Below are 23,105 nucleotides of genomic sequence, written 5' to 3'. Positions count from 1 at the left end.
CCAAGGCGGACGGCGACCTCCTCGCCGTCCGCCGCATCCCTTCGAAAGGAGCGTAGAGGGAGACCAGAGATGACCAACGCCAATGCGACCACGGGCGGCCTCAGCCCGCTGTTTCATCCCGCCGCGCATTATGCATCGCCGAACGCCGTCCTCGACGACGGCAAGCTCTCGACAGCGGAGAAGCGGATCATATTGTCGTCGTGGGCCTCGGACATGTACGCCGTCGAATCCCACCCGGCGCTACGCGAGATTCCGGGCATGGATCATCCGATCCGGCTTGCAGACATCCTCGCCGCGCTGCGCAAGCTCGATGACGACGACGATGACCCGCCGCCCCGCGGCGGCGTCCCGATGCGGCTGCGGCGGCCATGGGCCGCCGCAACGCCGTGATCGAAGACCGCCAGGGGATGAGTTATGGCTTCTTCTTGTTTGCTTCGACAATCGTCGCCCAAGAGTCATGGCTTGCCGCCACGAACTTCGCATACTCCGCGGGGGTGGACGTCGGGCTGATCTTCACGCCAAACTCCTTGAAGCGCTCTTCGGTGGCCGGTTCGCGCAACGCCGCCAGGAAACTGGCGTTGAGCTTGCTGACAATAGGCTCTGGGGTTCCCTTTGGGGCAAAGAGGCCGGTCCAGAAGTAAAAGTCCATTCCCAGCAGTTCCTTGGATTCACTGGCAGACTGCATGTCCGGATTGCCGATGTCGCGATCTCTGCTCATGACACCAACAGCGGAGAGGTTTCCGGTCCTAATGTACTCAAGCAGCGCAGGTAAGCCGGACACGGCGATATCTAGATGGCCGCCCAGCGCATCCTGAGCAATCTTTGCTGCGCTCGTGTAGGGAACGAACTGAATGTCGATGTTGGCGCGGCGCTTTAGATCTTCCATGGCCAGTGCCGGAAGGGACCCGGCACCAGTTGCCCCATACGCGAGCTTTCCCGGATTCTTGCGGGCGTAAGCGATGAGATCATCAAAAGACCTGATACCGAGATCTGGCTTTGCAACCAAGCCGATGCCGCTGGTACCCAGCGGGGCAATCGCCTCGAGATCGCGATAGCTGTAGTTGGTGTTGACCTCGGTCAGGGGGGCTATAACTACGTCCGATACGATACCGAGCAAAATCGTGTATCCGTCCGGTTTGGCAGCCTTGGCCACTCGGGCTACGCCGATTGTACCGCCCGCACCGGGGACGTTCTCGATGATGACGGGCTTGCCTAGTTTTGCTTCAAGCTTGGGCTGGAGGATGCGCGCAAAAACGTCAACGGTGCCGCCTGGTGCGTAGGGCACTACCAGTTTGATCGGACGGTCGGGATATTGTGCCTGAGCGATCGCGGGCAATGCCGAAAGCGACAGACCCAAAGCGCAGATTGATTTGATGAGTTGAACGAGCTTCACTTCTAACTCCCTCGATATTCTTCCCTTGAACCGATGCTAGTTTGGGGTTTCGGCCAACCAATCACCGACGAGGGAGATAATTTCATCGCTGTTCAACGTCGATCATGAGAAAATGCGTTCCCACCCGCCAGATATTCGCTGGCCCGCTGTCGATGTCCCATCCACGAACGGTTCTATGAAGTCGCACCAGATCACCAAGTGAGCGGCAATGCCGTTTCAGCAAGGGCCGTCGGCATACCGCCGGGCTCACTGCAAGAACTCTCTTTACTAGCTTCGGGCGACGCCGTGCAGCAAAGCCGCGCCTTGGTTGTGGCCAACCAGACTTATGGATCGACGAATTTTGCCGAAGGTGAATAGTCTCGTTGAAGTCACCATTCCCGAACGCTAGAAACGGCGCTATGGTGTGTCAAACAGGAATATTGCAACCATTGTTGCGTTTGAAGAATGAATTACAGCATTGAGGATCTTAAAGCCTTTTGCGCCGTAGTGCGGCTCGGACGTTTCTCTGAGGCGGCGGATGCGCTTTGCATCACTCCGTCTGCACTGAGCCGCCGCATCGCCAATATCGAGCAACGCCTGGGCGGCCAATTATTCACCCGCACGACGCGAAAAATCACACTGACGCTCACAGGCGCGGCTCTGTACAGCAAAATCCTTCCACTGTTGTCCGACCTGGATGCCAGCCTGGAAGAAGCTGCTCGCTCGGTGAAAGGCCAGTCTGGCACTCTGACCGTTGCCATGGTTGCAACAATTACCGCGTCAGTCCTGCCCGATATTCTGTCTTCATTCGGCAAAGCCTACCCGCACGTTCTGCTATATGTCCGCGACGGTACTGCTTCGAGCGTGGTCAATCTTGTCGAGCAGGGAAATGCGGATTTCGGCATTACGACACAATTGACCTTTGGCAATGCGATTCATGCCGAATCCATGGGATGGTACGACTTCCGTCTGATAGTATCGACCAAGCTGAAGAGGACTCTCGGCATCAAGGACAAAGTTTCCTGGAAGGACCTTGCTGATTTCCACGTGGTGGGCCTCAATCCTCTTAGCTCAACCCGTCAACAGATCGACGGTGAACTTTCACGTATGGGACTTAGCGTGCCCTGGCGCATTGAAGTAGAGCAGCTCTCGACGATCGTAAGTTTGGTTCGTAGCGGGCAGTATGTTTCCATTCTGCCGACCTCCTTTGATGCGCGGGCCAACGGAGTGGAAACACTTCGCATCGTAGCACCCCGCATTCAAAGACAGCTATATCTGGTAAAACGTAAAGACGCTGACTTGCTCAGCCACGCGCAACATTTCATTAATCTGGCGCGGCAGCTCATTCCTGCCGCGATTCAGAGACCACGTCGCGCTTCTGGGTAGGGTGAAATGCGTACAGCTCATAGGCTGCGCTGAAAACTAGACCGCGGCAGTGAGCGGCTCGTACGCTGTAAAATAGCCGATCCGATGGCGGCTGAGTCTAAGATGCTTTGAGGATGGCGAAGGCACGAGCCAAATGACGGTAAGCGTGCGCAGTGCTCTCTTGAAATATTCCCAGCTGTAGCCGGTGGGCGCACTTGAGATAAAAGTACGGTGTGGATGTCGAAACTTGTCGGCGTCATAGATTCCCGCCTTCCGATGCCGGCAAGTCCTCAAGCGCGAGTTGCGTGCACGGCTGTGAGAAGCCAGACGCGGCGTAAAAGCTGGAATTTTACGAGGCTGACTTGGCAGAGCGCGCGGACGTCGCGGGATGCCGTGACACAACAGGACTCGCGATCCCATACAGGAATTGATCCACGATCATGTCCGCGAACTCGGCCGGTCCAATCCCTCCCTTGGGATCATACCAGGTGTGGCTGAAGTTCAGTGTGCCAAAGAGCATCATGGCGTAGACCTTCCGCGTCCGCTTGACGATCTTCCCCTGATTGTCGAGCTGGAGAAGCAGGCCGGAAACCAGATCGACAATCTGGCGCTCAAGAGATTTGATCGTCTGTTGGTCGTCTTCAGACAGGAACGTCAGATCGTTGAGGATCAGGCGTTGTTCCTGCGGCGAACGCGCGTTGAGATCGACGATGGCGCGGATCGCTGCTCGGAACTGATCGGCCGTCGATTCATGCCTTGCGATCGCGTTCTCGACGTCCGCAATCATCTGGCGTACGTGCTCGTCCAGAATTGCGAACAGGATCGCTTCCTTCGATTCGAAGTAGTGATACAGCGCGCCGCGTGACAGCTTGCACGCTTCGGCGAGATCGGCGATCGAGGCACGCATATAGCCGTGTTCTGCGAACAGGCCGCGGGCCGCCACGATGATTCCGCGGTGAATGTCGTCGTAGTTCTCAGAGCGCGTCCGCGCCATCGGCCTCTCTCGCTCAAAACGAACGCCGCCGAATCCGGCGACTTCCGCTCCTCTATACAACCGCTTCGGCCATCGCGCTCAGCTTGTGGACACAAGTCCACCAGAACTCTAGCCGAGGCGTCCGAAAGTTTGATCCAGATCAAAAAATAATTTGAACGGCCGGTCGGATTATAATATCGTCCTATCTCGTCGGGCAAGCAATTCAGGCACGCGGGACCAACCCAGCGGCATCAGGGAGGTTGTGCGTGGACAGTCGGAAGGTCGATGCTGTCGTGATCGGGGCCGGCGCGGGCGGCCTGTGCGCTGCGGCGCGGCTGGCGCATGCCGGGCTCTACACGGTCCTGGTCGATGATCACGACAGGCTAGGCGGCCGCGCCTCAACCGAGGAGATCGACGGCTTCAAGATCAATATCGGCGCGATCGCGATCGAGTTCGGCGGCGTGTTCGAGGAGACGTTTCGCACCGTCGGCGCCCCGCTCAACATTCGCGCGCCGGAGCCGGCAAGCTCCTTCTTCATCGACGGCAAGCTGATCGATGTGGGCCGCGGCGGCTGGTCGCTCCTGCTCGGGCAACTGACCAAGCAGGCCTCCCGCATCCTCGAGAAATTCGCCGACGCCCGCTCCGGCAATCTGCCCGATGGCCGGCAATCCACCGAAGACTGGCTGAAGGGCTACACCAGCAACGCCACCGTGCATGCGCTCTTCCGCAATCTTTGTGCTGCGATCTTCGCCTGCAACGCCGCCGAGCTGCCAGCTCGCGCCTTCCTCACCTATTTCACCAGCAAGGGCGCCTTCAAGAAGTTCGGCTTCTGTCCGGAGGGAACGGTCGGCGTTTGGAACAGCCTTGCGACGGCGGTCAGGCGCAATGGCGAGGTCTGGCTCGGCGCACCGGCTACCCAAATCCACACGGCGAACGGACAAGTGAGCGGCGTGACCCTGGTCCGGGACGGCAAGCCGACGCGGATCGACACCGATCTCGTCGTCAGCAATGCCGGGCCGAAGGCAACCGTCGCGCTTGCCGGCGAAGCCGCCTTCCCCGCTGATTATGTCACCCGGGTCAGGAACGACCTCCGTCCGGCCGCCAACATCGTCATCAATGTCGCGAGCCGCGAGCCGCTACTGAACCACCCCGGCATCGTGACGTTCGGCAAGACGCGCCGGTTGTGCAACATGGCGAACCTCTCCGCCACTTGCCCAGAGCTAGCGCCGCCCGGCTGGCATCTCTATGTTGCCTATGCCGTGCCGGTTCCCGCGCTCGGCGAGTTCGACTCCGATGCCGAGATCGCACTTGCGCTGACGGATCTCCGCGAACAGTTCAGCAATTTCGACCAGGCCAAAATCCTCTCCATCCGCGTGATGCGCGACGACTGGCCGGCGCAACGGAGCTGCGCCGGCTACGACCTGCCGCGCGAGACCGGCATCGAGGGCCTGTGGTGCGTCGGCGATGCGGTCAAGCAATATGGCAATGGCGGCACGCAGGCCTGCGCCGAGACGGCGAAGATCGTCACCGACGCCATCCTCGCAACGCGGCCGCCCGCGGCCCAAGCGAGCCGGATCTGATCGATGCCGACCACGATCCGAACCCCGACCTCCTCCTCCGCGACGCAAGCGATGCCCGCGCCGGATTGCCTGCTCGAATTCCGCAACATCCGCATCGTCTACGATAACGCGATCGAGGCCATTCGCGACGTCTCGATTGCGGTGCCCGAAGGTGGCATCGTCGCCCTGCTCGGCTCCAACGGCGCCGGCAAGTCCACGCTGCTCAAAGCGATGTCCGGCATCCTCTACACCGAGGAGGGCGTGATCGAGAATGGCAGCATTCGCTTCAGTGGCGAGGACGTGCATCAGCTCCCGCCCGACGCGCTGGTACGCCGCGGCATCGTGCAAGTACCCGAGGGCCGTCGTGTCTTTGCTGCACTGACGATCGACGAAAATCTCCAGATGGGAGGCTACACGAGGACCGGTGCGGAGGCGCGCGAGCGTCGCGAAAAGGTATTCGCGTTGTTTCCGCGACTCTACGAACGGCGCGACCAGATAGCCGGCTACATGTCCGGCGGGGAACAGCAGATGCTCGCGATCGGCCGCGCACTCATGACCGATCCGGTCCTGCTCGCACTCGACGAGCCGTCGCTGGGGCTCGCGCCGCTGATCATAGACCGCATCTACGAGGTGATCGCCCGCCTGCGCGACGAATTGAAGATGACGGTGCTGCTGGTCGAACAGAACGCGCAGCGTGCGCTCGATATCGCCGATTATGGCTACATTCTCGAAACGGGGCGCGTCGTGCTCGACGGCACCGCCAGGAAGCTCACGGCCAATGAGGATGTCCAGGAATTCTACCTCGGCGTCTCCTCGGCCGGCCGCAAGAGCTTGCGCGAGGTCAAGCACTACAAGCGTCGCAAGCGGTGGCTGTCGTGACCGCGCTCCTTAAGGTCGAAAACCTCAGCAAGCGTTTCGGCGGCCTCCAGGCCATCGCCGACGTCAGCCTCACGGTCGCGCCCGGCGAGATCTGCAGCGTGATCGGCCCGAACGGCGCTGGCAAGACCACCCTGTTCAACATGATATCCGGCGTGCTGCGGCCGAGCGGCGGCCTGATCGTATTCGACGGCGTCGATGTTTCAACCATCTCGCCCTGGCGGTTTGCCGCCGCCGGAATCGGCCGCACCTTCCAGAACCTAGCCCTGTTCAAGCACGGTACCGTGGTCGAGAACATCCTGACCGGCCGCCACACCCATCTACGTTCCAACGTGCTTGATGCCGTCATCTTCTTCGGCCGTAGCCGCAGTGAGGAGATCGCGGCGCGGCAACGGGTCGAGCACATCATCGAATTCCTCGAGATCGAGCATGTCAGAGACGCCGTCGTCGGGACGCTATCCTACGGCCAGCAGAAGCGCGTCGAGCTTGCGCGCGCGCTCGCTTCGGAGCCCAAGATCCTGCTGCTCGACGAGATGGTCTCGGGCATGAACCAGGAGGAGACGGAGGACATCGCCCGTTTCGTGCTCGACATACGAGACGAGCTCGGCATCACCGTACTGATGATCGAGCATGAGATGCGGATCGTCATGGACATCTCCGACCGCGTCCACGTGCTCAATTTTGGCCGCAAGATTGCCGAAGGCACACCCGACGAGATCAGACACCATCCAGCCGTCGCCGAAGCCTATCTCGGCGGCAAACGTTCCGGCGCAATTGCACAGGCGGGATCGTGATGTCGACGCTCGATAGCCTCCGCTCCGCGCTTCCGCCGCTCCAGGCGGCCGCCACCCGCAGCGCGCCCGCAAGTGATGTGGCGACCTTTCGTGCCTCGCTCCGGGATGGTGCCATCACCATTCCGCAGATGCTGAGACACCGCGCCGCCGTGCATGGCGAGGCACGGGCCTTGCGCGAAAAGGATTATGGCATCTGGAACCCTTACTCCTGGCGCCACTATTACGAGACGGCGCGTGCAGTGGCGTTAGGCCTGCTGTCGCTCGGCATCAAGGCCGGCGATCGCATCGCCATCGCCGGCGAGAATACGCCGGAATGGTTTTACGCCGATCTCGGCGCGCAGATGATCGGGGCCGTGACCGTCGGTATTTATCCGACCAATCCCTGGGTCGAGCTGCAATACATCGTCAAGCATTCCGGCGCCCGTGTTGTCGTCACCGGCGACCAGGAGCAGACCGACAAAGTGCTGGACGCCATGGCCAACAATGGCGGACTGCCCGATGTCGAGGCCATCGTCTGCATCGACATGAAGGGCCTGCGGCACTACCGCCAGTCGGCGCTGATGTCGTTCGAGACCCTGTGCCAGCGCGGCTTTGCCCATGCACGTGAGACTCCGGACGCGAACGCGGCACTCGATCGCCTGATCTCGCAAGGCGCGCCCGACGACGTCTGCATCCTGGTCTACACCTCCGGCACAACCGGCCCGCCCAAGGGCGCGATGCTGACACATCGCAATCTCGTCTACGCCGCCTACACTTACGCCGAAGCCGTCGGCATCGCGGATAAGCCGTTCGAGGCCGTCAGCTATCTGCCGCTGTGCCACGTCGCAGAGCGCTGCTACGGCATGGTGACGCATCTGGTGCTCGGTGGCACGGTGAGCTTTGCCGAATCGATCGACACCGTCGCCACCAATATCCGCGAGATCGCGCCGACCTTCTTCGTCGGCGTACCGCGCATCTACGAGAAGCTGCAACAGGGCTTTCTGTTCCGGCTCGGCGAAAGCGGCAGGCTGCGGCAAGGCCTGACCAGGGCTTGCCTCGCCTGGGGTCGCACACTTTCCGACCGCCGGCAGGCAGGCAAGCAAAGCTTCATCGATCGGGCCGCTTACGGCCTGCTTTATCTCCTGATGTTCCGGAATCTGCAGCGTCACCTCGGCTTCGCCTATAGCCGTCATCGGCTCTGCGCAGGCGCATCGATCTCGCCTGAGACCCTGCGCTTCTTCGACATTATCGGCCGCCCGGTCTCGCAGGGCTATGGGCTCACCGAAAGCGGCGGCGTCGCCTTCGTCCAGTCGGCAAGCCACCACCGGATCGGCGGCTGCGGCCTGCCGCTTCCGCGGACCGAATGGAAGCTCGATGACGACGGCGAGATCCTGCTGCGCAATCCCGGTGTCTTCAAGGGCTACTTCCTCGACGAAAAGGCCTCGACGGCTTCACTCGAGAACGGGGGCTGGCTGCGCACCGGCGACATCGTCGAGGTGCTCGACAATGGCGAGATCGCCGTGGTCGACCGCAAGAAGGCCATCATCATCACCGCGGGTGGAAAGAACATCGCACCCTCCGAGATCGAGAACGCGCTGAAGGATTCCGAATTCGTCAAGGAAGCGATCGTGGTCGGCGAGGCCAAGAAGTATCTCGGCGCCATCATCCAGGTCGACTACGACAATGTCGGCCGTTGGGCGCGCGACCGGGCGCTGGCCTACACCAACTACAAATCGCTGTCGCAGCTCCCCGAAGTCCACGAGTTGGTGGAGCGCATCGTTGGCGAGACCAACAAGCGCTTTGCCCGGGTCGAGAACGTCAGGCGGTTCGCCATCCTGGAGAAGGAGCTCGACCACGACGACGGCGAGCTGACCGCCACGCAAAAGGTGCGGCGCGCCATGATCGAGAAGAAGTTCGCGCGCGAGCTCGCCATCATCTATCCGGCGGAGGACTGAATGCAGTATCTCCTGCAGCTTTTGATCTCGGGTCTCGCAATCGGCGCGATCTACGGCCTGATCGCGATGGGCTTTGCCGTCATCTACAAATCGACCGGGCTGGTCAATTTCGCGCAGGGCGAGATGACCATGATCACCGCCTATATCGCCTGGACCATCTCGACCACCGTCGGCGGAAATGTCGTCGTGGTGGCGTTCGGCGCTATCCTCGCCGCCATCCTGCTCGGCCTGATCATCGAGCGCGTCGTGATGCGGCCGATGTTGGGCGAGCCGGTGTTTGCGACCGTGATGGTGACCATCGGGCTGGCGGTGATCCTGCGCTCGGCGATCAACTTCATCTGGGACGCCTATCCGCACGGTTTGGACGTCGGAATGGGTCGCGACATCGTACGCTTCGACGGCATCGGCGTCCGCACGGGCCAGATAGCTGTCATTGCGACGCTGCTGGCGCTGCTGGCGGCGATCTGGGCGTTCTTCCGCTACAGCAAGATGGGGATCGCGATGCGCGCGGTCGCGGCCGACGATCGCACCGCGTTGCTGATGGGCATCAGCGCCAGCCGCGTTCACGCGATGGCCTGGGCGGCCTCGTCGGTCATCGCCGGCATCGGCGGCGTGTTCTTCGCCCTTTCATACGATCTGTCGCCGGCCATGTTCCAGCTCGGGCTCAAGGCGTTTCCAGCCACCATTTTGGGCGGGCTCGACGCCGTTCTCGGCTCCGGCCTCGGTGGCCTGCTCATCGGCATCACCGAAAATCTCGCCGGCGGCTATCTCGGCTCCGACATGAAGGAAATCGCGGGCTTCGCGATGATCATCGTCGTGCTCATGATCCGCCCGTTCGGCATGTTCGGCGAACGCGACATCGAGAGGGTCTAGGACGATGCGCACCGGCGATTACAAGCAGACTTATGGCGAGCTCGTCGCCCTGATCGAATCTCCGCCGATTTGGTTGTGGTCGGCGGTGCTGTTGCTGGCGCTGATCGTCGCGCCTTACGTCTTGAACGCTTATGCGCTGTCGTTCCTGATGATTATCCTGATCACGGTGACCGGCGCGCTCGGCCTCAACATCCTGACCGGCTACACCGGTCTGATCTCGCTCGGCCATGTCGGCTTCCTCGTCACCGGCGCCTATGCCTATGCCATCCTGGTAGCGAAATATCATCTGCCGCCGCTGATCGGCTTCCTCGGCGCGGGGCTCGTGCCGGCGCTGGCCAGCTTGATCGTCGGTGCGCCATCGCTGCGCCTGAAGGGCCTTTACCTCGCGATCACGACGCTCGCCTTCTCGTTCATCATCAACACGGTAATCCTGGAGATGCGCTGGCTCACCAATGGCGCCCGCGGCCTCTCCGTGCAGCGGCCGGAGATTCTTGGCATCAGCTTCGACAGCGACGCAGCCTTCACTTACCTTTGCCTTGGCGTCGCCACGCTGACCCTGTTTGCCACACTCAACATTCGCCGCAGCCGGGTCGGCCGGGCTTTTGTCGCGATCCGCGACAACGACACCGCGGCCCGTGTCATGGGCATCAACCTGCATGCCTACAAGCTGCTTGCCTTCGTCACGTCGGCCTTCATTACCGGCCTCGCCGGTGCTCTCTACGGTATCTACCTCTCCTTCGTCAGCGTCGAAGGCTTTCCGTTCCTGCTGTCGATCGAGGCTCTGGCGATCCTGATCGTCGGTGGGCTCGGGTCGGCGCTCGGCGCCGTGCTCGGGACCGTTCTGATCGTTTTGCTTCCCGAGGCTGCACGCCTCGTCTTCAGCTTCTTCAGCGCGCAGCTCGACGCGGTGTTTACGACCGGCGCACAGGAGCTGAAGAGCATGCTCTACGGCCTCGTCATCATCCTATTCCTACGCTTCCAACCGCGCGGGCTGGTCGGTGCCTGGCACGACATCAGGCGCGCATGGGTGAACTGGCCGCTGCGTTACTGACAAAGAAGATCAAAATTGGAGGGAGGACGGACAATGAGAAATCATCTGACTACCGCGTCAATCCTGCTCGCGACGACCTTGCTGGCGGGCGGCGGTGCATTTGCCGCGGAGCCCGGGATCACCGATACCGAGATCCTGATCGGCGATGTCGAACCGCTCACCGGCCCCCCGGCGCTACTCGGCGTCGCCGCCTCGATCGGTCACAAGATCGCGATCGCGGAAGCCAACAATGCCGGTGGTATCAACGGCCGCAAGATCAAGTACGTGTTGGAGGATGACGGCTACGTCACCGCGCGTACCATCCAGGGCGTCAAGAAAGTGATCGAGGTCGACAAGGTCTTTGCCATGCTTGGCATGTCCGGCTCTGGCCAGTCGATCGCCGTGATGCCCGTACTCGAGAAGGCGGGCATCCCGACCGTGATCGACGTCGCGCCGGTCAAGCTGTTGTGGGAGCCGCCGCGCAAGAACGTATTCGTCGTCGGCCAGTCCTACGAGGAAGGCATCATCCATCTCGTCAACTATCTCGCGGAGAAGAACCCCGGCAAGAAATGGGGTCTCATCACGCAGGACGACGACTACGGCATCACGGTGCGCGACGGCTTCGATTCCGTGGTCAAGTCGAAGAAACTGAAAGTCGTCTACAGCGGCAATTACAAGAAGGGCCAGCAGGATTTCTCGTCTGACATGCTCCAGCTGAAGGATTCCGGCGCCGAAGTGTTCCTGGCCGGCGGCATCATCGCGGAGAACATCGCGATGATGAAGGAACTCGAGAAGCTCAACGTCAAGCCTGTGACCGGCATCTTCTGGCCCGGCCGCATCGAGCCGGTGCTCAAGCTGATGGGGCCGGCCGGCGATGGCATCTTCGCGGTGGACTATGTCGAGCCCTTTGCCGGCGAGGCCGGCAAAGCGTTCCTCGAGAAAGCAAGGCCGCTTGTGTCGGAAGCAGAGTTCAAGGGGATCAATCGCTACACGATGAGTGGCTATGCCGCGGCCAAGGTTCTGATCGCGGCAATCGAACGTTGCGGCAAGCAGCCGACCTGGGCCTGTACGATCAGCGAGTTGGAGAAGACCAAGAATGTCGAGACCGGCGTGATGGCTCCGATCAGCTTCGGACCCGGCATCCGCTTCTCGAACCAGAAGCTGCAGATCACGCAGGCCGACACCGCTACGCTCAGCTTTAAGCCGGTGAAGTGATGACCTCCAGCGGATGGCCGAGGCAACGCCCGGTCATCCGCCTTTAAAGACGGGCCGACGCCTGGCTGCGAAGGCGGCGATACCCTCGCGCGCATCGTCGGAGCGGCTCGCGTCGACGATCGATTGCATTTCGGCTTCGAGTTGAGCGCCGAGGCTCGTTTCAAAGGATTGCCGTAGCATACGCCGCATGGCCCCAAAGGCCCGCGTCGGCCCCGCCGCCAGTTCGCGGGCAACGGCGATTGCATCGCCTTCCACCGAATCGTCCGGCACGAGGCGGGAGACCAGGCCGAATTCCAAGGCTTCCTGCGCCGACAAGCGGCGGTTCAGCAGGAACAGTTCCTGCGCCCGCCGCATGCCAACCATCCGCGGCAGAAACCAGGTGTTGCCACCGTCGGACGTCAAACCCAGCGCGCCATATCCGAGAGCAAAGCGCGCGTCGGTGGATGCGACCACGATGTCTGCAATGTAGAGGAGGCCCAATCCGCCTCCGGCCGCCGCGCCGCGCACCGCCGCAACGACTGGTGCATCGATGCTCGTCAAGCGATCGATGGCGCGATGATAACCATCGATCATGCGACGAAGCTTGCCCGGCAGCTCGGCCGACGGCGTGCCGGCAAAGAGATTGACATCCCCTCCCATGGTAAAGTTTGGTCCGTTTCCCGAAATCAGTACGGCGCGCAAGCCGGAGGTCTCGGCAATTCGCGTTGAAGCCTCTTCAAGATCCGCGGCCATCTCTTCATTGATGGCGTTGCCCTGGTCGGGCCGATTTAGCCGAAGCGTTGCAACACCATCTGCGATGTTGAGGAGAACGGTCTTGAACGGGCTCGCGGCATCATGCCAGCGGGCCGTATCGGTATATTGCTCGAGGCGCGTGATGCGATCACCCTCAAACGAGATGAGGTGCGCAAAAGAGGCGTCGAGAGAGGCTCCTCCATGCCTGCCCTCGCCACGATATCGGCCTGTCACAAGCAGGCACGCCTCTCCGACCTCGAGAAAGCGCTCCGGCTCCGCACGTGCCGCAAAATGCCGGGCAATCGCTCCCCACCCGTTGCGGCGCATCGCAGAGGAGCCCTCGTGCCGGCCACCAATGCCGAAGGGCATTCCCTCGGCGATCTCGCCAACGAAATCCGGGTGGAGCAAGGTCTCAAGCTGCTCCCTGTTTCCTGCAGCCAGGGCCGCGTAGAGCGCCCGTGCGATGTCGGAACGAGCCTTTTGCATTGACCTTCCTCCCCGCAAGATCGCCTGAGCTACATCCTCTTGGCGACTTCTTCCAGCATGACCTCGGTGGCGCCGCCGCCGATGGTCAGCACGCGCGCGTCCCGAACCATGCGCTCGATCGGCGTCCCGCGCATGAAGCCGCTGCCGCCGTGCAACTGCAGGCAGCCGTGCACGACCTCGTGAAGCACCTCGGGCGACAGCGCCTTGACCATCGACACTTCGCGCAGGCAGGGCTGCCCAGCCGAGGCGAGCTCGGCGGCGTGATAGGCAAGCTGGCGCGCGGCGGCTGCCTTGGCCGCGAGTTGGGCGAGCTTCAGTCGCACGGCCTGCTGGTTCCAGAGCGGTCCGCCGAACGCCTGCCGTGTCTTTACGTAGTTTGCCGTCAGCTCGATCGCCTTGGCGGATTCGCCGGCGCAGATGCCGCCGATGCAGATGCGCTCGTTCTGGAATGTCTCCATGATGCCGTAGAAGCCTTTGTTTTCCTCTCCGAGCAGAGCATTGGCCGGTACACGGACGTCCTGGAAGGCGATTTCAGCGGTGTCCGAGCAGAGCCAGCCATGCTTGTCGAGCTTGGTCACAGCGATGCCCGGCGTATTGCGCTCGACGATGAACAGCGAGATGCCCCGGCTGCCCTTGGCGTGCGGATCGGTACGGGCAGCGACGATCAGGATGTCGCCATAGACCGCATTGGTGATGAACATCTTGGAGCCGTTGATCACCCAGCTGTCGCCATCGCGGGTCGCGCGGGTCTTCAGGCCAGCTACGTCGGACCCGGCATCCGGCTCGGTCACTGCGATCGAGCAAATCGTCTCGCCACGGATGATTGCCGGCAGGTATTTCTGCTTCTGCTCCGGCGTACCGCGCAAAGAGATGTGCACCGCCGACATGTCGGTGTGCACCAGGATCGACGAGGTGAAGCCGCCGAAGCTCGAGCGTCCCAATTCCTCGGCGAACACCATCGAGGCCAGCGGACTCATGTCGGTGCCGCCGTACTCCGGCGCGTGACGCATGCCAAGAAATCCGAGCGCGCCCATGCGGCGAAAAATCTCGCGCGGGATCTTGCCGTCGCGCTCCCAGGCGTCACCATGCGGCACCACCTCCTTCTCGACGAAGCGACGTACCTGCTCGCGTAGCATGCGAAGCTCCTCGGGCAGATTGGGTTGCTCCGAGAATTGAAATTCAGCTTCAACAGGCTGGCGGGAACTGGATGTCATGACGTTCATTGTGCCGCCCTCCCATCTTGGATGTGAAGATGTCCGCGCAGGAATTTTGCAAGCGCCGCGATAGCTTCGCCAGCCTGCGGGATTTCCGGGAACATCTGGAACACGTGGATCATGCCATCCCAGATTTGCAGCTCGATGTTGACGGCGGCAGCTCTGGCTCTGGCAGCGAACTCGGTTGAATCGTCGCGCACCGTCTCGCGGTCGCCGACCTGGATCAGAAGCGGCGGCAAGCCGGACAAGTCGGCATAGAGCGGCGAGGCCAGCGGGTGACACGGATCGCCATCCCGGCCCAGATAGTTTTTCGCTAGTACGAGGATCATCGCGCGCTGATGGATCGGGTCGACCGTCGCGCGGTTTTCGTAGCTTGCACCTGTCGCGGCGAGGTCGGTCCAGGGCGACATCAGCACGGCGGCTGCCGGCAGATTCTCGCCGCGATCACGCAACGCCAGCATGGCGCTCAGCACGAGGTTGCCGCCGGCCGAGTCTCCCGCGAGTGCGATGTCGGGTGGTCGCAAATCCTGGTCGAGCAGGTATCGATAGGCGGCGAGCGTATCGTCCAGCGCGGCTGGAAAGCGATGCTCGGGCGCCAGGCGATAGTTGATCGCCAGGAGGCGGCAACCACAGGAGCTGGCGATTCGCGCGATCAGATCCCGGTGCGAGGCAATCGAGCCGACGCGGAAGCCGCCGCCATGGAGATAGAGGATGGCTTTCTCCTGCGGCGCGGCGGCGGGCGCGAACCACTCGCCCTCGACACCGCCGACCGAGACCTGACGGCAGGTCATCGGCACGGAGCAGCCGGCGAACGCTCCATCCCAATCGTGACGCATCTGCTCGACGCTCGTATCGCGCGTCCATTTGCGGTAGACCGACTGCAGCCGCTCGACCGCACGATCGACAGGGGTTACCGCAATATCGCTGGCCGCATCCTTCATCTCAGCCGCCGATTCCCATGCCGCCGGACACGCCGAGCGTCTCACCCGTGATGTAGGCGGCCTGGTCGGACGCCAGGAACAGCGCGGCTGCTGCAACCTCGTCCGGCTCGCCGAGCCGGCCCAGCAGGGTTGCATCGGTCATCGCTCGAAGGATCTTGTCACCACCGCGGGCGATCGCCTGCTCCAGCATTGGCGTGCGGATCGGACCGGGCGCAATCGCATTCGCCGTGATGCCGTATCGCGCGTTCTCTCGCGCCATGCTCTTGGTGAAGGCGATGACCCCGCCCTTGGCGGCGGAGTAAACCGACCCACCCTTGGACCCGAGCCGGGCGGCTTCGGATGTTATGTTGATGATGCGGCCGTACCTTGCAGCCTGCATCGCCGGCAGGACGGCCTGGGTGCAGGCCAGAACAGACGTGAGATTGACCGCGATCAGCTTTGCCCAGTCGTGCGGCGTGGTCTCGATGAAAAAGGCGTGCTGGTCGATCCCGGCATTGTTGACGAGGATGTCGAATGGGCCGTGTTGCGCCACGGCCGCCTGCACCGCGCCCGCATCGCTGACGTCGAGGCGAACAGCGGCGGCGCCGATCTGCCGCCCGACCTCGGAAGCTTGGGCCATGTCGAGGTCGGCAATCAGGACGTTGGCGCCCGCACCGACAAAGCTCTTTGCAATCGCAGCGCCAATGCCGCGCGCGCCGCCCGACACGAAGGCGCGCCGGCCGTCCAGTCGTCCGAATGGAAGCGTATCTGTCACACCTCAGCGTCCCGTGAAGATGGGCTTGCGCCGCTCGATGACGGCTGCAAGGCCCTCGCGCGCGTCCGCCATGCCGGACAGCTCTGAAACCGTGCGCGCCTCCTCGGACAGGCATTGCTCGATGCTCGTCCCGGTGCCGGCCCAGACCAGGCGCTTGGTTGCGGCAAGCGCCTTCGGCGCTCCGGCTGCGAGCTCGCGCGCCAGCGTCAGCGAGGCCTCGGTGAGCTCGCCGTCAGGAACGACCTTGGTGACGATCCCCATCTGGAGTGCCTCGGCCGCCGGGATCACCGGATTGGTGAGGAGGATCGACATCGCGCGCCGCAGGCCCACCAGGCGTGACAGCGTGACCGACACGCCCGCATCCGGCGCCATCGCAACGCGCGTTCCACCCGCGAGGAACTTCGCCGATTCGGCCGCGATGACGATGTCTGAGGCGCAGACGAGGCCGAACCCGCCGCCGCCCGCCGCAAAGCCGTGCACCGAGGCAATGACAGGTGCTTCGAGCCGCAACAAGCCGGTGACCGCATTCTGCAGATAGGCCGTCGCCTGGCGGATATAGTCCGGCAATTTCTCGCCTTTGGACGCAAAGGCGCGCACGTCACCACCGGCGCAGAAGTTCGCACCCTCGCCGCTCAGCAGTACCACGCGCAGATCGGGGTGGCCGTGACACGCCATGATGGCATCGCAGAGCGCGCTGAGAAGCTCGACGCTCATGCCGTTCGCGGCATCGGGCCGGTTGAGACGCAGATGCGCGATACCCTTGTCGATGTCGAGCAAAACAGGTCCCTTATCGATCATGGCGCGAGACCTCTCCTAGACCAGGAATGACAGTGTGTAGATCGCCTTGTCATTGTTGACGAGCACCACCTTTTTGTAAGCCATGCGCAAATCGCCATCGACATGGCGCAATCGGTACTCGTTGCGGGCGGCCCACAGCGTATCGTCACGCAAGCTCGATTCGAAGATCAGGCTGTTGCTGGCCACCGCGATGTCGCCGCCCGGCTGCTCACCCATCAGCTCGATGTTGGAAACGAGCCGACGCAGGTTCGATTGCGGCGTCTGGGTGAAATGCTTGCCCGTCATGAGCTGGCGCACGCGCAGGGCGATCCGCGAGCGGTTGTCGTAGATGATGGACATCTCCCGCTCCGGATCGATATTGGCGCCGTTGGCCGGCACCCAGTAGACGCCGTCGTCGGTCCAGAGCCTTTCCCAGGCTTCGTATTGATGTTCATCCTGCAAGCGCGCTTCGCGATTCAGGAAGGCAGTCACGGCGCCCATCAGCGTGGCGCTGCTCTCGCGCGACAGCATCAGGCGGCCTCCATCAGCTTGCGATAGTGAGCCCAGATGCCGCGCGACGGCACCTCGTCCGTGACGTGGCCGATCTTGAAACCGAGTTCGTCCCGGCGCTCGCGCTTTTCGCCGCGGCCGAGAAAAACCCATTCCGGATTGCGCGCCAGTACACCGCGATGGCAGCGTTCGTACATCTCGGAATCATCGGCAAGCAGGAAGCCGGCCGGGCCGACGGAGCCCATGGTCTGCTGGCGCAAGCGGCGGTTCAGATCAGGCGCCCCCTTGAACTGCAGCGCAGTAACGTGCTGCACGCTGTCGTCGACACCGAGCGGCTGAATGACGAACATCTGGATTTCGGCGATGAACAGGTTCGGGAAGATCATCACATGCGGCGTGCCATCGATCATGATCTCCCGTGCGGCTGTATCGCCATAAGCCGCCTTCATGCGCGCCGTGTAGTCCGGCAAGCGCTCTTCACTGGTGCCGAACCAGCTCATCGGCAGGTCGCGCTTGCGGAATTCGGGCCGCAGGTCGATCTCGGTGTGGCCATTGCCGTAGTCGCGGGTCAGTGCGGTCGAGGCACCGCCATAGAGCTTGCCGATCATGCTGTCGGCGACGCCGAAGATCGAGGTGTGGACGAAGGCCGGATGATAGCCGTCGCACTCGTTCTCCAGGATGAACTTCCAGTTCGCCTTCACGCGATGCTTGAGAAAACCGGCAGTGACTTCGACTTCGCCTTCCGGCGAGGTGCGTACCAGGCGGTCGATGGTCTCGGCGGCGCCTCCGAGATGCTCTTTCAGGGTCGGGCCTTCGGCGGCGAAGGAGCCGAACACGAACCCGCGGTGGGATTCGACGCGCGTCACCCGACCGAGCGCGAGTTCCGCCCTGTCCTGCCCCTCATATCCGTCGGGGAAGGCATAGCCAACCAGGCGGCCGTCATTGGCGAATGTCCATGAGTGGAACGGACAGGTGAAGGACCGCGCATTGCCGCGGTCATAGGAGCAGACCTGATTGCCGCGGTGCGAACAGCGGTTGAGCAGCAGGTTTACCTTGCCCTGCTCGTCGCGCGTCATGATCACGGATTGCGGACCGATTGACTTGACGACGTAGTCGTTGGCCTTGGGGACCTCACTCTCGTGGCCGACATAGACCCAGGTCCGGTACCAGATGTTCTGCAGTTCTGCCTCGAAAATGGAACGGTCGGTGTAGAGCGAGCCGTGGATCCGATCGGGGTGGATCAGCTCGTTCCATTGCGCCATCCGTCGTACGACGTTCATCGTCTGGCCTCCGACCCGAATAATAATCCGACTGACCGTTTAACTATTAGCAAAGCTGGTGCCGCACAGCAAGCCCGAATGCGTGGTCGTCGCCGTTGCACTTGATGGGGCCTCCAATTCCCAGGCCTATCGACCAGAGCCGCCGGTGATCAAAGGGCGCGGTCGGGCAGCCGGAGACGCCGCCCGCGGAAAGCCGATCATGCGGAAGACCTATCAGAGCTTAGCCGGAGGACCCTGATCGACAGGGGATCGCAAGCAGCCCCCGACCGGGCTGGCCTGGTAAGACAAACGGCACCACAATGCCGACCGGTCGAGCGCAGCCATGAACTCCCGCACCGCCTCGATGACGAGCAGTCCCGCGAAGAAAGCGTCGTTACTCCGCGTGTCCTTTTCTTTCGTCCGAAGGGTGGTCCGGGCGATCCGTCACGCCGATCTGCGCGGCAGCCATTCCGCGCAGGGGGCGACGGCGGCGGCAAGCCGGCCGGCGTCGACCAGCTCGCAGGGATTGGTGTTGCCCTGTCAGCAACATTGCAGGGATCAGCGGCAGCTGAAGCTTGAAGGCTGCGTTGTCGGCCCGCTGCCGTTCCATGTGGTCATCAGCGGATAGACACACGCCGGATAGCTCACGCTGTTATCGCGCGACACCAGCAGGATCTCCTCCGGAGCGGCACCCCTCTCGACCCAGTCTGTGAGCGCGGAGAAGAACTGATCCTGCTCGCGAGCGGGCTTCTGGTTGGCGTTGCCGGGCAGTTTCGGCAGCGGCACGGCATCGTTGCGCCCCCCGGCCGCATAGGCGCGTCCCTGAGAGGAATGCGCGACGCCGGGCAACAGGTACATGCGCATGAATTTCTGCACCTCGGCTTGGCCACCCATCGCCGCCAACACGCGCTCGTGATAGTTGACGTTGCCTGCCGGCGGAATGGCGTCGTCGGCAAGCCCGCTCCAGACGATCACTTTGCGGCCGAGGTCGCGCAGCTTGGCAAGATCGGCCTTGTCAGTGGCGAGACCCGCAAACAGCGTCGGCTGCAGGGCGACGTTCTTGTCGAAGGCATCGGCAACACCGGCATAGTCGAGTTCGAGCCATTTGTTTCGGACATTTGTGGAGCCGTTCGCGATCGGGATCGATGACGTCGCGCCGGCATCGGCGGCAAAGCGCACGTCCTGCAAGGCCAGCGCCAGAGCGTCCGTGGATGCACTCTTGACCAGGCCGGCGATCGCGGTGCCGCGCGTGAACGTCCACCAGAGCTGATTGTTGCCGAGCGACTTTCCGCTCCGAGCATCGCGGCTCTGTGCTGCGTCGACGTTGCCATCACGCGCCGCGCCGTACCAGATCTTGCCGAGCGCCCTCGCCTCGCTGGCGCTCATGCAGGTCGCCACATCATTGCTGCTGCCGGTGACGCCGGTCCCCGCCTCCCCCGCGCAAAGGGCAGTCGCATCGCGTGCAGGATCGTAATCGCACGCAAAGGGATCGAGCAGGAAGCCGAGCCCCGCCTTGTCGCAGGTCGCCACCGCGCGCTTGTTGACCGCATCCACCTTGGACGCGAAGGCGGTCGCTTCAGCCTTGTTGACTGCGGTGATGCCAAGCTCGGTCTTCATCACGATCTGCGGATAAATCGAGACGGTGCCGAATCTGGCAATGTTGAGCGCGGGCTGGGCGATCAGATAGCCGTCGTAAAGCTCCGGAAATTCCTGAGCGATCTTCATGCCCTGCCGGCCGCCTTGCGAATGGCCGTCGTAGTAGGCGAACTTGGGCGCCTTGCCGTAATAGAGATTGACTAGAGCCTTCGTCTTTACCGCCTGCTCGACCATCGCATCGACCGAAAAGCTGCGCAGCGCCTCGGCATTCACCTTGCCGTCGGACAAGAACGTGAAGGAGCCGTCCTGGTACCAGGGCTGGCCGGCATCGGTGGTGCCGGAAGCATAACCGATGTTGGCATTGACGATGGCCGGCACCTTGCTCCCGATCTTGTCGGCGTAGCGATGTCCGCCGCCGACCCAGCCGCCGCCGCCATAGTTGCGGATGCGTTCATTCCAGTTGGCGGGTGTCGGCAGCCAGACTTCGATGCCGATGCCTTCGGAATACGAGCGCGCCGACTTGTCCTTCTCCGCAGTGGCGCCAGGGCCGACCAGCAATTTGACGAGGCAGAGGTCGGCGGTCGCCGTGATCGGCGTCGGCGCGTCCGGGGCCAGCAGCTCCTCGCCCTTTTTCACCAGGCGAACGGCGACGACGCTGGTATTCTCATCAGGACGAAAAGCCTGCTTGATACCATCGTCGCACGACAGTGGCTCGGCCAGCGCAGCGGTAAGCTGGCTCGAGACTGCCAGCAGCAGAAGGGACCAGATGATTTTCCGTGGCGTAGTCGACATCGACATATCCCTCTCGATTCCCGGCCTGCAACGATAGCGCGTCGCTGACCCCGAACAATTATCCGTTTATTACCCGAACCTAACATGATGTTATTTTGTCAAATAGCTGCCGGACGCGGGGCCAGTGAAGCTTTCGATCCATGCATCGCCGCGCACCATCCGAATGTCTTTGCGGGCGCGTATCGACGCGCGTCCGCTTCTTCGTGACTTGCCTCCCTTGATCCGACAAGCTAGGCAAGCTTCAGCAGGTACGAGTTGCAGTGGAGCGTCTACGATGTCCGACCGTCCGGCGCGCGACGAGCGTCGCGAAGACTTCGTCTGGTGGACGAAGATCTCGAGCCGTTGGGCCGATTGTGATGCCTACGGACACGTGAACAATGCAACCTATTATAGCTGGTTCGACACGGCCTTGACCCTTCTGGCGATCGAGCGCGGAATTCTCCGGGCGCCAGGTCAGACGTCGATCGGGCTTTGTATCGCCAGTGAATGCGAATTCCTGGCTCCGGTCGGCTTTCCGGAAACGGTCGATATCGGCATTCGGCTGGGTCGACTGGGGAGCAGTTCGATCACGTACGAGCTTGCGATGTTTGGCGAAGCCGCCGACAAGGCATCGGCCGTCTGTAAATTCACGCATGTCTATGTCGACGCCGAAACGCGAGCGAAAGTATCGCTGACCGAAGAGCAAAGATCTGCGATTGGAGACTTGCTTCGGTATTAGCACTCGCGCGGTCGGCCCGATATTCCCGTGTATTGAAGCACGATCAGGTCGGCCGTCTCATGGCGACGGCTCAGCATCGAAAGTAACCGGGCACAATCGCCCCATACCAGTCGAGCACGCGCCGCACCCAATTGCGCTGCATCCCGCCAACTGCCTCGTTGAAATTATCATTATGAAATTCTTGAGTGTAGAATGGCTCACGGTGTCTCACAAAGCGGACACCGGAAATTGGCGTAAGAATGAATGTCAATCGAACGACTCCTATGCTGGCCTGAGCGGTCAATTCCTTAGAACGGCTTCTGCCGATCGCCCGGCATTCTCGTCATCTCCCCCCAGAAGGCTTTCTCTGAACAAGAAGCGCGACCTGCCTTGCGCCGTGCGGCACCAGGTAGATGACGAGGAACAGCATCACGCCGAACACCGCGCCGGAAAGGCCCTTGGAGATGCTCTCCGCCATGTTCGGCACGAAGATGATGAAGGCTGCACCGACGAACGAGCCGGGCAGCCAGCCGACGCCGCCGACGACCATGCCGAGGAACAGCGAGATCGCGAGGAGGAAGGTGTAGCTGTCGGGCGCCACGAACTGCACCGCAATGGCGCTCAGGCCCCCCGCCACTCCGGTGATGCCGGCGCTCACTCCGAAGGCCAGCGTCTTGTAGAGCGCGACATCCACACCCATCGCGGAAGCTGCGATCTCGTTGTCGCGGATCGCCATGAAGGCGCGGCCGGAGCGGGAACGCAGCAGGTTCACCGCGAAGATGTAGATCGCGAGCGTCACGATGAGCGTAAAGTAGTACAGCCACATGTCCTGCGACATCGGCAGGCCGAACGGCGCGTCAGGCTTGGTGACGACGAGACCCTGCACGCCGCCGGTCCAGTGCTCGATAACGTTCAGCTTGAGCAGCTGCGGCATCGCAGTTGCGAGCGCGAAGGTCGCGAGCGCCAGATAGACGCCCGACAGCCGCAGTGCCGGCTTGCCGAACAGGTAACCAAATCCGAAGCAAACCACGCCGGCGACTGGCAGCGTCAGCGCATAGTTGACGTTGAAGTGCTCCAAGAGCACTGCGGTCGTATAGGCGCCGACGGCATAGAACGCGCTCTGGCCGAGCGAGAACTGTCCGGAGCCACCGGTCAGGATGTTGAGCGCGAGCACGGCGAGCCCGTAAATCAGGAGCATCGTCATCTGGAAGATGATGAAGTTCTTGACGAAGACGGGTGCGATCAGCAGCGCCGCCAGCACCAATAGCGAGGTGCCCGTGCCCAGCGTCATGGCCCGCTTCGGAACCGCCTCGACGGCCGGGGCTTCCGTGACGACGTCTTCTGCAGCGCTCATGA

22 protein-coding genes are annotated in these 23,105 nt (G+C 62.3%); 11 read left to right on the top strand and 11 right to left on the bottom strand.

Features of this window, described 5'->3' with window-relative positions; all coding sequences use genetic code 11:
• The first annotated feature begins 69 nt into the window (after nucleotides 1-69).
• Complete coding sequence (locus IVB26_RS12795; RefSeq protein ID WP_247971984.1) at nucleotides 70-390, top strand: hypothetical protein; 321 nt, start codon at nucleotides 70-72, stop codon at nucleotides 388-390.
• Nucleotides 391-412: 22 nt separating this feature from the next.
• Here IVB26_RS12795 and IVB26_RS12790 read toward each other — a convergent pair whose 3' ends face one another.
• The gene (locus IVB26_RS12790) at nucleotides 413-1,393 is read right to left on the bottom strand and encodes a Bug family tripartite tricarboxylate transporter substrate binding protein (RefSeq protein WP_247971983.1); all 981 of its coding nucleotides are present in this window, start codon (nucleotides 1,391-1,393) and stop codon (nucleotides 413-415) included.
• A gap of 198 nt (nucleotides 1,394-1,591) precedes the next feature.
• Between IVB26_RS12790 and IVB26_RS12785 the strand changes: the two genes are divergently transcribed.
• Complete coding sequence (locus IVB26_RS12785) at nucleotides 1,592-1,750, top strand: hypothetical protein (RefSeq protein WP_247971982.1); 159 nt, start codon at nucleotides 1,592-1,594, stop codon at nucleotides 1,748-1,750.
• Nucleotides 1,751-1,837: 87 nt separating this feature from the next.
• A complete protein-coding gene (locus IVB26_RS12780; RefSeq protein ID WP_247971981.1) occupies nucleotides 1,838-2,758 on the top strand; it encodes a LysR family transcriptional regulator in 921 nt (306 codons plus the stop codon).
• A 328-nt stretch (nucleotides 2,759-3,086) separates the two neighbouring features.
• On the opposite strand, the gene IVB26_RS12775 is transcribed toward IVB26_RS12780, so the two are convergent.
• On the bottom strand, nucleotides 3,087-3,680 hold the full coding sequence (locus IVB26_RS12775) for a TetR/AcrR family transcriptional regulator (protein WP_247971980.1): 594 nt from the start codon (nucleotides 3,678-3,680) through the stop codon (nucleotides 3,087-3,089).
• A gap of 296 nt (nucleotides 3,681-3,976) precedes the next feature.
• Here IVB26_RS12775 and IVB26_RS12770 point away from each other — a divergent pair, with 296 nt between their 5' ends.
• The 7 genes from IVB26_RS12770 to IVB26_RS12740 are packed head-to-tail and all read left to right on the top strand — an operon-like array spanning nucleotide 3,977 to nucleotide 11,991.
• On the top strand, nucleotides 3,977-5,290 hold the full coding sequence (locus IVB26_RS12770; protein ID WP_247971979.1) for a phytoene desaturase family protein: 1,314 nt from the start codon (nucleotides 3,977-3,979) through the stop codon (nucleotides 5,288-5,290).
• Between the two features lie 3 nt (nucleotides 5,291-5,293).
• Nucleotides 5,294-6,148: an ABC transporter ATP-binding protein gene (locus IVB26_RS12765; protein WP_247971978.1), complete on the top strand. Its 855-nt coding sequence runs from the start codon at nucleotides 5,294-5,296 to the stop codon at nucleotides 6,146-6,148.
• The gene (locus IVB26_RS12760; protein WP_247971977.1) at nucleotides 6,145-6,939 is read left to right on the top strand and encodes an ABC transporter ATP-binding protein; all 795 of its coding nucleotides are present in this window, start codon (nucleotides 6,145-6,147) and stop codon (nucleotides 6,937-6,939) included. The genes IVB26_RS12765 and IVB26_RS12760 overlap by 4 nt, the downstream gene beginning before the upstream one ends.
• Entirely contained in the window at nucleotides 6,939-8,873 is a 1,935-nt protein-coding gene (locus IVB26_RS12755) for an AMP-dependent synthetase/ligase (protein WP_247971976.1), read from the top strand. Before IVB26_RS12760 ends, IVB26_RS12755 begins: the two co-directional genes overlap by 1 nt.
• Nucleotides 8,874-9,746: a branched-chain amino acid ABC transporter permease gene (locus tag IVB26_RS12750; protein WP_247971975.1), complete on the top strand. Its 873-nt coding sequence runs from the start codon at nucleotides 8,874-8,876 to the stop codon at nucleotides 9,744-9,746. It begins immediately after the preceding gene.
• Nucleotides 9,747-9,750: 4 nt separating this feature from the next.
• A complete protein-coding gene (locus IVB26_RS12745; protein ID WP_247971974.1) occupies nucleotides 9,751-10,797 on the top strand; it encodes a branched-chain amino acid ABC transporter permease in 1,047 nt (348 codons plus the stop codon).
• A gap of 33 nt (nucleotides 10,798-10,830) precedes the next feature.
• Nucleotides 10,831-11,991 (top strand): ABC transporter substrate-binding protein, encoded by a 1,161-nt coding sequence (locus IVB26_RS12740; RefSeq protein ID WP_247971973.1) that lies wholly within the window; start codon nucleotides 10,831-10,833, stop codon nucleotides 11,989-11,991.
• A 33-nt stretch (nucleotides 11,992-12,024) separates the two neighbouring features.
• On the opposite strand, the gene IVB26_RS12735 is transcribed toward IVB26_RS12740, so the two are convergent.
• From IVB26_RS12735 to IVB26_RS12700, 8 genes are all read right to left on the bottom strand, one after another.
• Nucleotides 12,025-13,209 (bottom strand): enoyl-CoA hydratase-related protein, encoded by a 1,185-nt coding sequence (locus tag IVB26_RS12735; protein ID WP_247971972.1) that lies wholly within the window; start codon nucleotides 13,207-13,209, stop codon nucleotides 12,025-12,027.
• A 29-nt stretch (nucleotides 13,210-13,238) separates the two neighbouring features.
• Nucleotides 13,239-14,345, bottom strand: a complete 1,107-nt coding sequence (locus tag IVB26_RS12730) for an acyl-CoA dehydrogenase family protein (RefSeq protein WP_247971971.1) — start codon at nucleotides 14,343-14,345, stop codon at nucleotides 13,239-13,241.
• 83 nt (nucleotides 14,346-14,428) lie between these two features.
• Nucleotides 14,429-15,364, bottom strand: coding sequence for an alpha/beta hydrolase (locus IVB26_RS12725; RefSeq protein WP_247971970.1), 936 nt, complete (start codon nucleotides 15,362-15,364; stop codon nucleotides 14,429-14,431).
• Nucleotide 15,365: 1 nt separating this feature from the next.
• Nucleotides 15,366-16,118, bottom strand: coding sequence for an SDR family NAD(P)-dependent oxidoreductase (locus IVB26_RS12720; RefSeq protein WP_247971969.1), 753 nt, complete (start codon nucleotides 16,116-16,118; stop codon nucleotides 15,366-15,368).
• A gap of 3 nt (nucleotides 16,119-16,121) precedes the next feature.
• On the bottom strand, nucleotides 16,122-16,916 hold the full coding sequence (locus IVB26_RS12715) for an enoyl-CoA hydratase/isomerase family protein (RefSeq protein ID WP_247971968.1): 795 nt from the start codon (nucleotides 16,914-16,916) through the stop codon (nucleotides 16,122-16,124).
• A 15-nt stretch (nucleotides 16,917-16,931) separates the two neighbouring features.
• The gene (locus IVB26_RS12710; protein ID WP_247971967.1) at nucleotides 16,932-17,426 is read right to left on the bottom strand and encodes an aromatic-ring-hydroxylating dioxygenase subunit beta; all 495 of its coding nucleotides are present in this window, start codon (nucleotides 17,424-17,426) and stop codon (nucleotides 16,932-16,934) included.
• Nucleotides 17,426-18,685 (bottom strand): aromatic ring-hydroxylating oxygenase subunit alpha, encoded by a 1,260-nt coding sequence (locus tag IVB26_RS12705; protein ID WP_247971966.1) that lies wholly within the window; start codon nucleotides 18,683-18,685, stop codon nucleotides 17,426-17,428. Before IVB26_RS12705 ends, IVB26_RS12710 begins: the two co-directional genes overlap by 1 nt.
• A 537-nt stretch (nucleotides 18,686-19,222) precedes the next feature.
• Nucleotides 19,223-21,052: a tannase/feruloyl esterase family alpha/beta hydrolase gene (locus IVB26_RS12700; protein WP_247971965.1), complete on the bottom strand. Its 1,830-nt coding sequence runs from the start codon at nucleotides 21,050-21,052 to the stop codon at nucleotides 19,223-19,225.
• Between the two features lie 274 nt (nucleotides 21,053-21,326).
• Here IVB26_RS12700 and IVB26_RS12695 point away from each other — a divergent pair, with 274 nt between their 5' ends.
• On the top strand, nucleotides 21,327-21,770 hold the full coding sequence (locus tag IVB26_RS12695) for an acyl-CoA thioesterase (protein ID WP_247971964.1): 444 nt from the start codon (nucleotides 21,327-21,329) through the stop codon (nucleotides 21,768-21,770).
• Between the two features lie 322 nt (nucleotides 21,771-22,092).
• Here the strand turns inward: IVB26_RS12695 and IVB26_RS12690 are convergent, their stop codons facing one another.
• Complete coding sequence (locus IVB26_RS12690; RefSeq protein WP_247971963.1) at nucleotides 22,093-23,103, bottom strand: branched-chain amino acid ABC transporter permease; 1,011 nt, start codon at nucleotides 23,101-23,103, stop codon at nucleotides 22,093-22,095.
• Between the last annotated feature and the right edge of the window lie 2 nt (nucleotides 23,104-23,105).

Source organism: Bradyrhizobium sp. 195, assembly GCF_023101665.1.
Taxonomy (GTDB): domain Bacteria; phylum Pseudomonadota; class Alphaproteobacteria; order Rhizobiales; family Xanthobacteraceae; genus Bradyrhizobium.
This window is presented reverse-complemented; position numbering and strand designations above follow the sequence as displayed.